Source organism: Chloroflexota bacterium, from assembly GCA_016197225.1.
Lineage (GTDB): Bacteria > Chloroflexota > Anaerolineae > Anaerolineales > VGOW01 > VGOW01.
In genome coordinates this window covers 14,793-30,141 of record JACPWC010000103.1, presented here as the reverse complement: position 1 = coordinate 30,141, position 15,349 = coordinate 14,793, and the positions used below count along the sequence as shown (strand labels likewise).

The 15,349-nt window shown below is 61.0% G+C and carries 12 protein-coding genes and 1 pseudogene; 6 read left to right on the top strand and 7 right to left on the bottom strand.

What is annotated here, in order from left to right:
• Positions 1-198 (bottom strand): annotated as a pseudogene (locus HYZ49_17460) (hypothetical protein).
• A 45-nt stretch (positions 199-243) separates the two neighbouring features.
• Here HYZ49_17460 and HYZ49_17455 point away from each other — a divergent pair.
• The 4 genes from HYZ49_17455 to HYZ49_17440 all read left to right on the top strand — a co-directional run bounded on the left by HYZ49_17455 (position 244) and on the right by HYZ49_17440 (position 3,796).
• Entirely contained in the window at positions 244-1,206 is a 963-nt protein-coding gene (locus tag HYZ49_17455; protein ID MBI3244073.1) for a type II secretion system F family protein, read from the top strand.
• Between the two features lie 29 nt (positions 1,207-1,235).
• On the top strand, positions 1,236-1,994 hold the full coding sequence (locus tag HYZ49_17450) for a ComF family protein (protein MBI3244072.1): 759 nt from the start codon (positions 1,236-1,238) through the stop codon (positions 1,992-1,994).
• A 20-nt stretch (positions 1,995-2,014) separates the two neighbouring features.
• On the top strand, positions 2,015-2,593 hold the full coding sequence (gene raiA, locus HYZ49_17445; GenBank protein MBI3244071.1) for a ribosome-associated translation inhibitor RaiA: 579 nt from the start codon (positions 2,015-2,017) through the stop codon (positions 2,591-2,593).
• A gap of 87 nt (positions 2,594-2,680) precedes the next feature.
• Complete coding sequence (locus tag HYZ49_17440; protein MBI3244070.1) at positions 2,681-3,796, top strand: hypothetical protein; 1,116 nt, start codon at positions 2,681-2,683, stop codon at positions 3,794-3,796.
• A gap of 64 nt (positions 3,797-3,860) precedes the next feature.
• Here the strand turns inward: HYZ49_17440 and HYZ49_17435 are convergent, their stop codons facing one another.
• A complete protein-coding gene (locus tag HYZ49_17435) occupies positions 3,861-4,376 on the bottom strand; it encodes an HNH endonuclease (protein MBI3244069.1) in 516 nt (171 codons plus the stop codon).
• Between the two features lie 128 nt (positions 4,377-4,504).
• Entirely contained in the window at positions 4,505-5,329 is an 825-nt protein-coding gene (locus HYZ49_17430) for a glycosyltransferase family 2 protein (protein MBI3244068.1), read from the bottom strand.
• A 199-nt stretch (positions 5,330-5,528) separates the two neighbouring features.
• Here HYZ49_17430 and HYZ49_17425 point away from each other — a divergent pair, with 199 nt between their 5' ends.
• Both HYZ49_17425 and HYZ49_17420 read left to right on the top strand, forming a co-directional pair.
• Positions 5,529-6,908 carry a UDP-glucose/GDP-mannose dehydrogenase family protein gene (locus tag HYZ49_17425; GenBank protein MBI3244067.1) on the top strand — a complete coding sequence of 460 codons (1,380 nt, stop codon included), beginning with the start codon at positions 5,529-5,531 and terminating at the stop codon, positions 6,906-6,908.
• 151 nt (positions 6,909-7,059) lie between these two features.
• Positions 7,060-11,190, top strand: coding sequence for a GAF domain-containing protein (locus HYZ49_17420; protein ID MBI3244066.1), 4,131 nt, complete (start codon positions 7,060-7,062; stop codon positions 11,188-11,190).
• A 133-nt stretch (positions 11,191-11,323) separates the two neighbouring features.
• Here HYZ49_17420 and HYZ49_17415 read toward each other — a convergent pair whose 3' ends face one another.
• From HYZ49_17415 to HYZ49_17400, 4 genes are all read right to left on the bottom strand, one after another.
• Positions 11,324-11,632, bottom strand: a complete 309-nt coding sequence (locus tag HYZ49_17415; GenBank protein MBI3244065.1) for a peroxidase — start codon at positions 11,630-11,632, stop codon at positions 11,324-11,326.
• Positions 11,633-11,674: 42 nt separating this feature from the next.
• The gene (locus HYZ49_17410; GenBank protein MBI3244064.1) at positions 11,675-11,920 is read right to left on the bottom strand and encodes a peroxidase; all 246 of its coding nucleotides are present in this window, start codon (positions 11,918-11,920) and stop codon (positions 11,675-11,677) included.
• A gap of 113 nt (positions 11,921-12,033) precedes the next feature.
• The gene (locus tag HYZ49_17405; protein ID MBI3244063.1) at positions 12,034-13,317 is read right to left on the bottom strand and encodes a hypothetical protein; all 1,284 of its coding nucleotides are present in this window, start codon (positions 13,315-13,317) and stop codon (positions 12,034-12,036) included.
• 4 nt (positions 13,318-13,321) lie between these two features.
• A complete protein-coding gene (locus HYZ49_17400; GenBank protein ID MBI3244062.1) occupies positions 13,322-15,244 on the bottom strand; it encodes a glycosyltransferase family 39 protein in 1,923 nt (640 codons plus the stop codon).
• Between the last annotated feature and the right edge of the window lie 105 nt (positions 15,245-15,349).

The window sequence follows — 15,349 nt, the reverse complement described above, 5'->3', positions numbered from 1 at the left end:
CCAGGTCCAGGCCGTGTTGCTGCCACGCTGCTGCTGGTAGTTGGCGTAGGCGTCGAAGCTGGTGACCAGCAGACCCGAGTTGCCGTTCGGGCGCAATGCGGTGTCGATCTCGTACAGGTCGCCGTCGCCGGTCTTGACCGTGAGCCAACTGATCAGCTTGCGAACCAGATTCGAATAAGCCTCGGCGGCGCGATCATCCGCAAGGTAGTTGACATCGAAATTTAGTTACTAGGAGGAACTGTCATGAACCTGGTGTTTATTATTGGACTTGCCGTTTTTCTCCTGTTTGCCGTCGTCCTGGTGGTTGTCGGTTTCCGCTCGCCTGAAGCTAAAGACCCTTTGCACTCCCGCCTGGCCGAATTTGGCACGCGCGAAAAACCTGTGACGTTGCAGGAAATTGAAATGTCACAGCCGTTGAGCGAGCGCGTCATCTTGCCAATCATCCGCCGGGTGGGCCAGCTTGCCACGCGCTTCACGCCCGAAGCCGCTTTGCAGGATGTTCAGCATAAACTGGACCTGGCCGGAAACCCAGGCAACATCGGGCCTAAAGAGTTTCTGGCCATTCAAATTGCCGCCGCCTTCGTTATTGCCGGTTTGCTGTTCCTGGTCTTTACCGTTGCGCCCGTTCCAGAAGGTGAGTCACGGCCCTGGGCCAAAAACCTGGGCCTCACCGTCTTGTTCTTCGGCCTGGGTTACTACTTCCCTCGGCTCTGGCTGTCCAGCAAAATCTCGCGCCGGCAGGACGAAATTATCAAAGCCCTGCCAGACTGCCTTGACCTGCTTACCATTTGCGTGGAGGCCGGCCTGGGCTTTGACGCGGCGATGGGCAAGATAAATGAAAAGTGGGACAATGAGTTAGCGGCGGGCTTTGGCCGAGTGTTACAGGAAGTCCGGCTTGGCAAGCTCCGTCGGGAAGCATTGCGCGCCATGTCCACCCGAATGGACGTGTCGGACGTAACGAGCTTTGTCGCCGCCGTGCTTCAGGCTGAGCAGTTGGGCGTGAGCATGGGAAAGATTCTCCGCATTCAGTCCGACCAGATGCGGATCCGGCGGCGGCAACGGGCGGAACAGAAGGCGCATCAGGCGCCTATCAAAATGTTGTTCCCAATGGTGCTTTTCATCTTCCCGACGATCTGGCTGGTGTTGCTAGGCCCGGCAGTTTTATTGCTCAGAAATTCGGCATTGTCAGGTATTCTCGGCGGATAGGCGAGACATTGTTTAGGAGGGCGGCCCGGGTGGCAGTTCCCTCATTGAAAATCGGCTACACCGATCACTTGAGAGTGATTGCCGAAAGAGCCTGGTGGGCGTCACTCGATTTGGTTTTGCCGCCGCGTTGCCAGAATTGCAACCGGGCCGGCGAGCGGCTGTGCGCGCAATGCCGCGCTGAAATTGAATATATTTCTGAACCGATGTGTCAGAAGTGCGGGTATCCCAAACACACGCCGACAACTGTTCAATGTGAACAGTGTTGGCGTGTTGCTTTTGCCGGGAACGGTCTGCGGGCGCTGGCCTTTCACGCCGGGCCGTTGCGCCGGGCGGTTCACGGCCTCAAATACAAACACAACCCGCCCCTGAGCGAGGCGCTCGCCCGATTGATCTCCCCGCACTGGCCGGCCATCTTCCCCGGCGACTCAATCTTAATCCCGGTTCCCCTGGCCCCCGATCGCCTGCGCCAGCGCGGTTTCAACCAGGCCGAACTGTTGGCCCGCCACGTGGGAGCGCAACGGGGCCTGCCGGTCTGGCCGGCCGCTTTGCGCCGCGTGCGCGCCACCGAATCACAGGTGGGCAAGACAGCCCAGGCTCGTCAGGCCAACATGACCGGAGCCTTTGCCGCCGAGACCAAAACAGTGCGCGGCCTGAATTTTGTTCTGATTGACGACGTATGCACAACCGGCGCGACTCTGGGCGCGTGCGCTCAGGCATTGCTGGAGGGTGGAGCGGCCCAGGTTTGGGCCTACACCCTCACCCGCGCGCGCCACGACAGCGCCGATTAATCCCATCACAGGAGGCTAATATGACAGTCGCAGTAATGGTAAATGGGCACGACATCAACATTTCAAAGAAATTGCGGGAATATATCGAAAAGAAAGTAGGGAAGCTCGATCACTATTTGCCGGAGATCAACGAAGCGCGAGTCGATCTTTCGGCGCAACGGACGGCGCGCGACGCCGACGACCGGCAAGTGGCGCAGATCACGGTGCGCTCGCGCGGCACCATCCTCCGCTCGGAGGAAAGAACCGGCGACATGTTTGCCGCCGTTGATCTGGCGCTGGAAAAAATGCAACGGCAAATTGAGCGTTACAAGGACAAACATCGCCGGGGGCGGGGCGACGGTGCCGACCTGGGCGAAGCGGTGATGCAGGCCGAAGCTGAACTCGATGAGGCCGCCTCCGACTCCGAGCCGGCCCCAAAGATTGTCCGCCGCAAAAGATTTCCCATCACACCCATGACGGAGCCGGAAGCGATTGAGCAAATGATGCTACTCCAGCACGACAACTTCTTCATCTTCTACAACGCCGACACTGCCCGGATCAACATCCTTTACGCCCGCAAGGACGGAAGCCTGGGGTTGATCGAACCCGAAGTCGGCTAACCCCGTCGCCAACACAGACCCTCTATAACACGAGCCGGCGCCGGCTCGTGTTATCTTTTATCTTCAACGGCTCCGCCTCTTCAACTCATGACTTCCGTGACAGCTATCGTCATGTCCGGCCCCGGCGGGCCGGGCGCTATTGAAGCGCATCTGGCCGCCGCCCGCCGCGCGGCCTTGGCCGATGTTTGCCGCATGTTGCAACAATCGCCTGAAGTGTCGCAAATCATCGTCGCCGCGCCCGCCGCCGAGCAGGCGCAGATGACCTTGCCCGACAGTGACAAACTGCAATGGGACGTTGACCCGCCGGGCGGGGCTTTTCACTTTGGCGAACGCCTGACCGGGATCATTCAGCGGCGGCAACTGAGCCGGGTGCTATACCTGGGCGCAGGCGGCATGCCGTTACTTTCAGCGGACGCCGTGGCGCAAGTCGTTTCAACAGTCGCGGAGGCAGAAGGGCGTGCCGCCGTCACCAACAACGTTCACTCGGCGGATTGGGTGGCGTTTACGGAAGCCGAAACGGTGGCCGGCATTGCCGACTGGCTGGAGCGTGACAACATGACGGCCTGGCGGATGCGCGAGTCTGCCGGTTATGCCGTCACCTCGTTGCCGCCCTCAGCCGCCACCCGACTCGACATTGATACGCCGTTTGATTTGCAGGTCCTGGCCTTGCATTCAAACACGCCGCCCAACCTTCGCCGCCTGCTCGACACGTTGAACCCGGAACTCAACCTGGGGCCGGTTCAACGCGCCGTCGAAATTTTGCGCGCGCCAGGAAGCCGGGTGACGATGATTGGCCGGGTTTCGGCGACGGCCTGGAGCTTATTGGAATCTAAAGCGCGGCTCTGGACGCGGGTGCTATCGGAAGAGCGGGGGATGGTGGCGAACCGGCGGCAGGAGACCGGGCAAGTGTATTCGTTCGTCGCCGATCACATCAGCCGGATTGGCGAAGCGGAGTTTGTGGCCCGGTTGGCTCAGACCAGCGACCTGGTTCTGTTTGACACCCGGGTCTACCTGGCTCATCACCAGGTTTGGCCGTCGGCGGCGGATCGTTTTGCCTCCGACCTGGGCCGCCCCGGCCTCATCACCGATGACCGGTTGAGGCGGTTGACCGAGGCCGTTGTGTCCGCGCCCATTCCCATTCTCCTCGGCGGCCACAACGTCGTCTCTGGCGGATTGTACGCGTTGTTGGAAATTGCAGGCTGATTCTCCCCTCTCCTGTTTGGTGGGGTTCAAACGGGACGCCCGAAGGCGGGCCGGGGGTGAGGGCCTACCAGCCGGTGATGTATTTCTCCCACTCGCTATTCTCTTTGAGGTGACGGCCAAAGAGATAGGCGGCGGTGGCTGGCGGCTCGCCGGGTTTGTGCTTGAGAGACATTTGGGCCTCGCCCGCCGTCTTGCCACCCTTGCGCCGGTTGCAGGCTGGGCAGGCCGTCACCAAATTGTCCCAATGGTGGCCGCCGCCCCGGTGCCGGGGGATGATGTGATCAATGGTCAGGTGAGGAGGCTGGCGGCCACAATACTGGCAGGTGTAATTGTCGCGGCGGAAGATTTCGCGTTTGGAGAGTTTGACGCGCGGCCTGGGCCGCCGGATCATCTTTTCCAGGCGGATGACCGACGGGGCCGGGTATGTCATGCGGGCTGTGTGAAAGTGTCCGCGCCCGTTCACCATGAGTTCGGCTTTGCCCGTGACGAGCAGACCGATGGCGCGTTTGGTGTCGCACACGTTCAGCGGCTCGTAATTGGCGTTGAGAACCAGCACTGGCCGGTTAAGATCCGGGTTCATCCGTTACGGCTGTCCTTAGACCGACACGGTCTTCAAGACCGCGTCGGTCTGGCCGGATTTTACCTCATTTCCAGTTATCGAGTTTTGGCCGATTTTTGCAGGGCAAATTGTCAATTCGCCCTACAATTTCAAAACAGGCTCTTACGGTCTTGAAGGAGTTGCAAATTCCGGTACAGCACAAATTGAAAATAGGCCATGAGCGCGCTCAAGCGCAGGCCGTGCCAGCCGTCGCGCCAGCCGCCGAGGGTGACAAAGCGCCAGTAAAACTGCCTGAGCGGTTGAAGCGCAAAATTATGTGGCCTGGCCCGCCGGCCCTGAGCGTATAAAATTCCGGCGTCGTATTTTGTGTAAGCATGTTGTTTCACAATGAACTCCGGCACGGTTTCGTAGTTCAAGTGAACGAGCGGGCTCTGCAAAAAGCCTTCTGCGCCGTCCAGCCGCACCAGTTCGTGGACGTGCCGCGCCGGGTCGTAGCGGGCGTGAGCGCGTTTGAGCAGACGCAGTTGATAGTCGGGATACCAGCCGGCGTGCAGGGTGAGTTTGCCGAAGATGTAGTTGTGACGGGGAACCCACCAGCCGACCGGCCCCGGCTTTTGAACCACGAGCCGGGCTTCGTCGGCCAGTTCAGCCGTTACTCGCTCGTCGGCGTCCACGAACAAGACCCAGTCGCCGGCTGCGGCTTCCAGGGCCGCGTTGCGTTGCGAAGCATAGTTGGCAAAGCGATGCTGAATGAAACGGGCCTCGAAACTGCGGGTGATGTCGGCGGTCCGGTCGGCGCTGAAAGAATCAAAGACGACAATCTCGTCGGCCCAGCGCAGGCTGGCCAGGCAGTCGGCGAGATGCTTTTCTTCGTTGAGGGTGAGGACGACGGCAGAGAGCAAGGGAATAGTGAACAGTGGATGGTGAACAGTGAATGACGGCGTGATCTTACTGGAAAAGGGGGAGGGCGGCAAACAAGAATCCGCCAACCTTTACGGAAGGTTTACCAGCCGCGCCTTGCCAGAGTATGCGTGATATGTTAGATTTCGCGTCTGGCAGTATGCCTTGCCGGATTTTGAAAATTTAGGGCTGTCCGTAACACAACGTTCCCCCGTCTTCGGCGGCGAAACCTTCGGCGCTTACGGACAAGCTCTATACAACTAAGGAGTTACGATGAAAATCATTGTTGCTGGAACGGGCTTCGTGGGGCTGACCCACGCCGCAGTCTGTTCAGAGTACGGCCACGAAGTCTATGCTTACGATATTGACGAGGCCCGTCTCGCCGCCTATCGCACCGCCCAGCGTGACCCGATCGAACGCTACGTCAACGAGCCGGGCCTGGTGAGCATCATTGCCGAGAACATGGATCGCTACCTGTTCTTCTGCAACGATCTGACCCCGATCCTCGAAGGCACCGACGCCATCTTTCTGTGCCTGCCCACGCCGCCCAAGCCCGACGGCTCGTCTGACCTGAGCTTCTACTTCAAAGCGGTCGATCATATTTGCGAGTTGTTGGCCAAGCGCCAGGATACGCGGCGGGTGGTGCTGGTCAACAAGAGCACAGTGCCGATTGGCACGGCCCGCCAGTTGGAGCGCAAACTGCGCGAGTTCAACGTGCCCAACGCCGGCGTGGCCTCCAACCCCGAATTTTTGCCCGAAGGGGACGCCGTCGAAAAGTCGCGCCGCCCGGACCGGGTGACGGTGGGGGCCGACACCGAGGAAGATTTCCGCATCATCCGCCGCATCTACTCCCAGTTCGTCAACCACGTCCGCATCCGCTACATTGAAACCACGCCCGAGACCGCCGAGTCGATCAAATATCTGGCCAACACTTTGCTCCTCACTTACATCTCGTTCTGGAACGGCGTGGGGGCGCGGTTGGGCGAATCGTTTGCCAATGTGCGGATGGAAGACCTGAAGCGCGGCGTGACCGCCGACAACCGCATCAGCACCTGGGGGTCTTACGTATCGAACGGGGCGGGCGGCTCGTGCTTTGGCAAGGACATTCAATCGCTGATCTATCAGTTCCGCATGACCGGCCACCAGGCCGAACTTCTGCAATCGGTCTACGAGATCAACGAATATCAAAAGACGTATTTGCTGGATCGGGCTATGCGCGAGGCCGGGGCGCGGTTCAACAACAAGAAGGTGGCCCTGCTGGGACTGTCGTTCAAACAACGCACCAACGACATGCGCGACGCCTCGTCGCTTAAGGTGGTCGAGACTCTGCTGGCGCGGGGTGTGAGCGAGATTCGAGCTTACGACCCGGCGGCGGCTGACGAGGCCAAACGCTTCTTCAACCCCGAACACAACTACCTGTTCGAGAAGATCACCTATCACCCGACGGCCAAAGAGGCGTTGGCCGGAAGCGACATACTGTTTATCTCAACCGACTGGGAAGAGTTTCGCGGCCTGTCGCGGACGATTGAGCAGACGGTGAAGCCGCCGTACCTGGTAATTGATGGCCGGCGGATGATTCCCGACTACGCCGAGCTGACCGAGCGCGGCTACGGCTACCTGGCTGTTGGCTCGCCGTATTTGCCGCCGAAGTAGACGAGGCTAAAATAGAAGAAATGTAACTACTTTCCTGCCTGGTGAGTAGTTGCGAAATCCGCGTCCTGATTTTTTTGCCCTGAGCAGTTAGGAAATAACTATGAGACAGGCCGATGAAGTTGACATAACGGGGGGGGGGGGGGAAGTGAAAATGCCTGGGCTTGGTAGACCGCTCAGACTTGGCCTGCAAGCCCGCATCACCGCCCTCACCGTGATCGTCCTGGCCGCGATGTTCCTGGCTACGGGCATCATCGGCTTGCGCAATCAAGCCGCCTCGATGGATGTGGTGCTGGAACAGCGACTGGCACTGGCCGAAACGGTCGCCGCTCATGTGGATTACCACATCAACTATATGGTGGATGAACTAGCCGACGCGGCGGCCAAGCCCGGTTTCGACCTGACCGACGCCGACCTGGCCCCCGAGCAGGCCGCGCTGGCTGACCTATATCGTTCGGGTATGTTCACCCACGATGTATTCGTCACCGATGCGCGCGGCATCGTTCTGGCCGTTGAACCGGAGACACTGCGCGCCACACTGATCGGCGCGGATTTCTCCCAGCGTCCCCACATCCGCCAAGCGTTGGAAACCGGCCTGCCGCAGGTGAGCGGGCTGATCTCCGGCCCCCTCATCTCGCTCGTCGTCCCGGTCAAAAACTCACGCGGCGAAATCACCGGCTTGATCGGCGGCGGGCTCGATCCCGGCGGCCCGGCCATCTCCGGCTTCATCGGGCCGATGGCGTTGGGCGAGACCGGCTATGCTCAAGTGGTAGATGGGCAGGGGATAGTGGTCGCCTCGACCGTGCCTGGCGCGGTGGGCGCGCCCAGCCAGCACCATGATCTTCTTCTGTCTCTTATCCAGCGCAACGAGCCAACAGTCGCAACGGACGTGCCGGTTATCGAGCAGGGGAAAGAATTTCACGAAGTCATCGCCTTTGCGCCCATCGCGCGCTTGGGATGGGCGGTCACAATCGAGCAAGATCGGGTCGAGGCGCTGGCGCCCATCACTCAGGCTCGCAATCAGATATTGCTGTCGGCTCTTGTCACGCTGGCCCTGGCCATGCTGCTCGTCTGGCTTATCATTCGTCAGGTGACGAGGCCGGTGATGGGGCTTGCCGAGGCGGCGCGGCGGATCGCTACAGGCGATTTGGCCACACCGGTCACCGTTGCCGGGCCAGACGAGGTGGCGGAACTCGGCCACAATTTCGAAGCCATGCGCCGGAAACTGGCCGCGTGGGGGGAGGAATTGGAAGCGGCGGTGCAGAAACGCACCCGTCAACTCTCCGTCCTCTACGCCATTGATCGCGCCGCCGCTCAATCGCTGGAGTTAGACGAAATCCTTGACGACTCGCTGGACAAGGTGCTGGAGGTGCTGGAGGTCGAAGCGGGCGGCATCCTTCTTGTGGAACCGGACAGGGAGACAATGATGCTACGCACGCATCGCGGCCTCTCGGACGAGTTCGCGCGAAACACTCGGCGTATCCGGTTGGGCGAGGGGATTTCTGGCCGCGCCGCCGCCGAGCGCCGGCCGGTCGCCCTCAATATGCCAGACTATCCCACCGAGCGGCTGGCCCCGTTCATCGTCCGCGAGGGTTTTCAGACGCTTGCCAGCACGCCACTTGTTTCGGGCGGCGAACTGGTTGGCGCGCTGAACGTGGGCACGCGCCGACGGCACGCCTTTCCGCCGGAAGAACTGGAACTACTGGAATCCATCGGTCGGCAACTGGGCGGCGCTGTGGCCAACGCCCGGCTGCACGCGGACACGCGGCGGCAGGCGACGCAACTGGGGCTTTTATATGACGCCGGACTGACGATCAACCGCGAGCTTGATCCGCGCCTGCAATTGGAATTCCTGTGCAAGATCGCCATGACTGCGGTGCATGCCGACCGCGCCGAATTCTTCCGTTGCGACGCGGCGGGCGGCCAAATGCGATTCGAAATCAGCGTCGGTTACAGCGAAGAGACACAAAAGGCTTTGAGCAGGTTAACTTTCCCGCTGGATGAAGCGCGCGGGCTGGTCGGCTGGGTTGCCCAGAATCGCCTGCCAGTTTATCTGCCGGATGTGTCCGCCGATCCGCGCTGGATCACAATTGATTCTGAGATTCGCTCGGCGCTGTGGGTGCCCGTCCTCCACGAAAAAGAGCTACTCGGCACGCTCGGCGTGTCAAGCGCGCGCGTCAATGCCTTTACGCCGCACGATGAGCGGTTACTTGTGCTCTTTGCCAATCAGGTCGCCGTGGCGATGGAGAACACGCGGCTGTTCGAGGCCACTCAGCATGAACTCGTCGAGCGCAAGCGGGCGGAGGAGGCCCTGCACACTTCCGAGCAGGAGTACCGCACGCTGGTGGAGAACGCCACCGAACTGATCTGGACGATGGACACCGAGGGGCGCTTCACCTTCGGCAACCGGCGGTCCGAAGAGGTCAGCGGCCACAAATTAACAGATTGGATCGGCAAGAGTTTCGCCCCGGTTATTGCGCCGCCGGAGGACTTGCCGCGCATCCAGCAGATCGTTCTCGACACCCTCGCCGGGAAACCGCAGAGTTATGAGGTAGGCATTTTCCGCGCCGACGGCAGTATCTTATCTCTCTCGGTCAATACCACGCCGCTGTACCGTGACGGGCAGGTGGTCGGCGCTATCAGTTTCGGACGAGATGTCACGGCGCAGAAGGCAACCGAGGCCGCGCTGGCACAGCGCATGACCGAACTCTCCGCGCTCTTCGAGTTGAGCGGCGCGTTGCGCGGCGTCGAAGGCGTTGAGCACATGCTCCCGATCATTGTTCAGAAGGCCGTTGAGGCCTGCCGCGCCGACTGCGGCAACGTGTTATTGCTGGACGAAAGCGGCGAGACGCTCGTTTGCCGCTATGGAACGGGCGCGCGGCAAGCCCTGGTGGGTGCGCGCCTGCGGCTGGGTCAGGGCATTTCTGGCCGGGTGGCGCAGAGCGGCGCGCCGCACCTCAGCCCCGACTTCCAGCATGATCCCCTGCTCACCTTTGAAATTGCTATGACCACGCGCCTGCCCGAAATCGCCAGCGACATCTGCGTCCCGCTGCGTGTCGGCGAGCAGGTGGTGGGCGCGATGCACGTCAGCACTTACACGCCCCGGACTTGCGCCGAGACCGAGTTTCGCCTGCTCACCGCCATCGCCGACATGGCCGCCAATGCTCTCCGCCGCGCCAGCCTCTTCGAACAGTTGGAGCACCGCGTACACGAACTTTCTGCTCTTTTCGACATGAACAAGATGGTCACCGCCACTTTGCGCATTGAGGACGTTCTGGCGTTTGTCGTCGGCGCGGTGACCGGCGTCGCGCGCGCCGAGGGGGGCTATATTTTCCTCTGGGACGAGCGGGAGGAGCGGCTGGTGCTGCGCGCGTCGCAGGGGTTCCTCGCCGAGGACGTAGGACGTATAAAGTATCGTCTGGGCGAGGGGCTGGCCGGCTGGGCCTTTCTGGAGAGCCAAACCGTCAACATCCCCGATTTGGCCGCCGACCCCCGTTGGAAACGGGAACCTGAACACGAGGCCCCGCTCCCTTCAGGTCGGGCCAACAATGCGCTGGTCGTCCCGCTGCTCGTCGGGAAAAAAGCGTTGGGCGTATTGGGAGTGATCAACAAAACCGGCGCGCCGGCCCCTTCGACGGAGTTTACAGTCGGCGACGAATCGCTCCTCACTACGCTGGCCGGACAGACCGCCACCGCCATTGAGAATGCCCGCCTGTACGAGGACGTTCGCGGCCTCTCGGTCGCCGCCATTCGCTCACTAACGGCGGCGATTGACGCCCGCGATCCATACACGGGCGGGAATTCGGACGACGTGGCGCATCTGGCAGTGCAGCTCGCCCGCGAACTGGGCTGGAGCGGCGCGGATTTGGAAATGATGGAGTTCGCCGCCCTGCTGCACGACGTGGGCAAAATTGCCGTGCCTGACGCGGTGCTGAGGAAAACCACGCCGCTGACTCCCGACGAATGGAATATCATTCGTCTGCACCCCTATCATAGCGCGCAGATTGTCAAGCCAATCGAGCCGCTGCAGCGCATCGTCTCTTGGATCTATCACCATCAAGAACGATGGGATGGGACAGGCTACCCGGACGGGTTGAAAGGCGAAGCCATCCCGCTCGCGTCGCGCATCATTGCTGTAGTGGATGCCTTCAACGCCATGACCACCAACCGGCCCTATCGCAGAACCAAGAGCCGGGAGGAGGCCATCGGCGAACTGCGACGTTGTGCCGGCACGCACTTCGACCCGCAGGTTGTGGATGTGTTTTTGCGAGAGGCAGGGGGGTGAAGCGGTTGGCCGCCCGCGAGGACGCGGACGCTTTGCGCGCTGATTTTCGCGGATGAAAAATAAAATCTGCGTTTATCTGCGCGCTTTGCGTCTGCGTCCCAATTCCCGTTAAAGCCGGGAGACCCGACAAGCCCTAATGACTGCTGACGGTATCGCTTTCTCCCCACGCCTTCACAAACTCCTCCGGCTCCACTCCCAGCGCATCCGCCACCCGGTTGATGTAATTGAAGTAGCCGATCACTTGAACGGCGTCGTGAATCGCCCGGTCATCCAGGCCGTGGGCGCGTAGCCCGTCCAAATCGGCGGGAGTCATGTTTCGCGGCTCGTGGGTCAGCTTGGCCGCAAACTCACACAGGGCGCGGTCAACGTCGTTCAGCGGCGCGGTTCGCCAGTCGCGGGCGACGGCCTGAACGTAAGCATCCGCCTCAGTCGCCTCCGTCACCTTTCCGACCTCAGCCCGGAGGTCGTGCGCGTGCGAGCGTGTTCAGTAGAGGCAGTGATTCTCGGCGGAGACGACGGTTGCCAGCATCTCGCGCTGGGCGCGGGTGAGCGGCGACTCGCCCATCATCAGCGTCGCGTAAAAGCCGATGCTGTCGCGCATAGTTCTGGCGTTCAACGACATGATGTGAACGATATTCCAAACTCGACCGGCGCGCTTGAGGGCCGCATCAAACTGCGCCTTGAGCAGGCCGGTTGCTTCTTCGATGGGAATTTGTTTTATCCAGGGCATAGGCGGGACGCGGATTTTCGCGGACACTTGCACCGGAACGCAAGTGCAGGTGTGAACACGGATACGAATCAAAAAGCAAATCCGAGTTTATCTGCGTTCATCCGCGTCCTATATTATGGCTTCTCAATCGTAATCTGCTTCGGGTCAACGCGGTTGTTGATGTTGGAGATGCCGACGGCTTCGTGGATCAGCCCGGCCCAAAAGTATTGCGGGTTGCGGCGGTCAATCACTTCCGTCAGCGTAATGCCGCCAGTGACCACCGCCCGCTGGTTCGGCAACAAGTAGTAATGCACCTGCCCGCTCTCGTCGGCGATCGGCGTGAGAGACTCCGGCGTGCCCAGCCCCCAGCGCCAGGGATAGTCGCGGATGCAGGCATCGCAGTCAATGCCGATCCGCCACGCGCCGTCCTCTTCAAAGAAGCCCAGCGTGTTTGAATTTTCTTCCTGCTGATACACCGTGCCCGACCACGGCCCAAAGGTGCGAATGGGCGCCGAGCCGTAATTCTCGACCGTCACCGTGAAAAATAACGTCTGGCCGATCACGACCGTGCTGGACGAGAACTGCACGTCACCCTGATAAATTTCGGCGAAGGGGCGGCCGCCATCTTTAATGGTCAGCGTTGTCTCGGTCATCACCTTTTGGCCGATGGCGTCCTCGGCCTCGGCCCGCACCGTGTACGTGCCGTCAGGCGGCGGGTTGGTGCCGTTATCAATGCCGCCATCGTAATCGTAAACGTGCAAGCCGGCTCGGCCTGGCAGAAGCGACGTGGACGCTTCGGGGATGAAGTAGGTTGATCCGTCCGCGCCGATGAGAGTCATGTGCAAACCGTTGTCGGGAATCTCTTTGGCCAGCCAGACGTTGATCGTTGCCCGATCCGACAAGCCGTCCTGGTTGGGCGTGAACGTGGCCGGGCTGGCGGTGAGACTCAGAAGCTCGGGCAGGGATGTGTCGGCGGCTTCCACGTTGAGCGTCCCGGTGACTTCGCCGGTCTGGCCGTCGTCTCCGGTGGCGGCGATGGCCCAGGTGTAACTTCCGTTCGGCAGAACCCGCTTCAGCACCGTGCCCGAAACCAGATCAGAGCGGGTGACGAATCCATCCACGATTCCGGAGAACAACAACGAGTGCTCGCCCGAATCGCGCGGATTGTCGTCGCGAAAGTTGTAACGTTTGCCTTGCGCGTCGAGGAAATAGATGGCGACCGAGGCCGGGCGGCGCAGGCGATAGGTGATGCGGGCGATGTCGTCCACGCCGTCGGCGTTGGGTGAAATGGTGGCGTGGCTAAATTGCGCCGACTCGATGAGCGGCCCCGACGGGCGCAGAACGACCCAGGCAACGCCGAGCAGGGCGGCGACGACGACAATGGCAATGAGAGTGGTGAGAATTGGATTGAGACGCATAGGACTATTTTACAACGACCGCCCCAATTGTCGCCGGGCCGCGTTCACCTGCCGCCCCGGTCAGCGTGTTGTAGAGGCCAATTTGCAGGGTGTAAGTTCCCGCAGGCAAGTCGGGCGGGATGAGGAGGCCGCGCAGTTCAGTGTAAGTTTGGCCGGCCTGCCAATCGGTGACAAAGCTCAAGCCGTTGTCCGGCTCGGAGTCGCGGCCAAAGGCCAACGAACCGTCGGCGGCCAGCCCGTGAAGAAAAATGGTGGCGCGATCAGAGATGGCGTTCGCCGCCGTCCAAGTCAGTCGAATTGCCAACGCGTCGCCCGGCGCAAGTTCGGCGTTGACCTGTTGTGTCGTCAGCCGCAAGCCGTTGGCAAATTCAAATTCAATAGGGTCGCCAGAGGCAGGCATTGGCTCAAGCACAAACAGCGCCACGTGCCCCAACCCGATCCATTGATCATAGACCAGCGCCGCGCGCTCACCCAGCCAGCGCCCGGCCATGTTGCGGACATCGAACTGATCCACTTGATAATCCAACAACCAGACGCGCCCTTCGCCGGAAGCAATGACATTCATCTCCGGATCGAGCGACTGAGGCGTGAAGAAGCCGAGAGTGTAATTGGGGCGCGGGGAGTGCGGCAGGTAAGCGTCGAGGTATCCGGGAATCCAGCCCCAGGTGTAAATGGCGGCGTCCCCGGCGTGCACCAGCGGGCGTAGTGTTGAGGCGAGAGGCCGCCAGTCCTCAGCCGGGTCGCCGGGAGCGGTGTAGTGAGCGTTGAGAGTCGGACTCCACAAAGCAATGCACAAGGCGCAATTCACAATGAGCAGTGCTGGAGGCGAGAGACGGACGACGCGCGATAAGCGATTTGCAATATGCGATATGCCGCTGGCGACAAGGATGAGAATGGCCGGAACGGTGTAGAGGACGAAGCGGGGGAAGAAAAACTGGTGGTAAGAGTTGAGGGCAAAGCCGAAAAGGATGGGCAGGAGGATCCAGGAGAGCAAGCCCCAAAACCCGAAACCCAAATCCCACGCGAAGCGTCCATGCGAAGCATCCAATAACCAATAACCAATTACTGCTAACCCAACAACCACCCCCGCCGTCACCCACGCCCACCCGCCGCTCGCCGTCGGCCCTTGTGTGAGTTCGAGCAGGTGCTGGCCGAAGAACTGCGCCGGGCCGTTCAGACCAATGAAGTCGCCGGTCTCGCCGCGAATGACGGCGCTGGTTCCGCCGAAGGTGAGGATGACGAACGGCAGAAGCGCGGCGGCGACGAGGGCTTGAGCGCCAATCTGCGAAGTCCAGTGTTGGAGCCAGTGCCGCTTATTGCCGCGCCAGCTTCGCAACGTGAGCGCCGCCGTCCACAGGTTTTCGACGACGAGGAGGAAGGCGGCGATGTAGTGCGCGCCGACGAGGAGCAGGAGCATGAGGCTCCAGGCCAGCCACCATATGAATTGTCGGCGGGGCGGAGGAGCAGGGGGGCGGGGGTGAAGATTGAGCCACAACAACACCGAAGCTGTTCCGGCCATTGCCACCAGGCTGTAACCTTTTGCTTCCTGCGAGTAGTAGATGAGGATGGGCGAGGCCGCGCACAGAGCCATTGCAACCAGCGCCGTCTCTCGCGGAAACTTGAGTTTGCGGGCGAGGCGATAAACGATGGCGACGAGGACAACGCCGGGCAGAACCGAGAATAGCCGGGCCGTGAACGCTGACCAGCCGACGAGGTTGAGCCAGACTCCCAGCAGAATCCGGTAGACCGGCGGGTTGGTGTCGGCCAGGGTGGCGGCCATTTGGGCGTTGTTGGCGTAACTCATCCGGGCGAAGAACAGACTCAATCCTTCGTCCCACCATAGCGCGCGGAAGTCGAGATGGTGAAGGCGGAGGAGGGTGGCTGAAAGAAGGATGAAGGTGGGGAGGGCGAAGTGGCGTAGGCGCATAAATGATAGGCACAGCCCGCGAAAAGCACCCGAACGACAAACGTCAGGCACAGCCCGCGAATAACACGCGAACGACAAACTTCAAGCTACTTTGACGCTTGTCGT

What these genes read in the sequence shown, in the direction of transcription:
- HYZ49_17410 (MBI3244064.1), bottom strand. Translation starts at nt 11,920, where the DNA reads ATGCCCTGGATAAAACAAATTCCCATCGAAGAAGCAACCGGCCTGCTC.
- HYZ49_17435 (MBI3244069.1), bottom strand. Translation starts at nt 4,376, where the DNA reads ATGAACCCGGATCTTAACCGGCCAGTGCTGGTTCTCAACGCCAATTAC.
- HYZ49_17405 (MBI3244063.1), bottom strand. Translation starts at nt 13,317, where the DNA reads ATGCGTCTCAATCCAATTCTCACCACTCTCATTGCCATTGTCGTCGTC.
- HYZ49_17420 (MBI3244066.1), top strand. Translation starts at nt 7,060, where the DNA reads ATGCCTGGGCTTGGTAGACCGCTCAGACTTGGCCTGCAAGCCCGCATC.
- HYZ49_17400 (MBI3244062.1), bottom strand. Translation starts at nt 15,244, where the DNA reads ATGCGCCTACGCCACTTCGCCCTCCCCACCTTCATCCTTCTTTCAGCC.
- HYZ49_17440 (MBI3244070.1), top strand. Translation starts at nt 2,681, where the DNA reads ATGACTTCCGTGACAGCTATCGTCATGTCCGGCCCCGGCGGGCCGGGC.
- raiA (MBI3244071.1), top strand. Translation starts at nt 2,015, where the DNA reads ATGACAGTCGCAGTAATGGTAAATGGGCACGACATCAACATTTCAAAG.
- HYZ49_17455 (MBI3244073.1), top strand. Translation starts at nt 244, where the DNA reads ATGAACCTGGTGTTTATTATTGGACTTGCCGTTTTTCTCCTGTTTGCC.
- HYZ49_17425 (MBI3244067.1), top strand. Translation starts at nt 5,529, where the DNA reads ATGAAAATCATTGTTGCTGGAACGGGCTTCGTGGGGCTGACCCACGCC.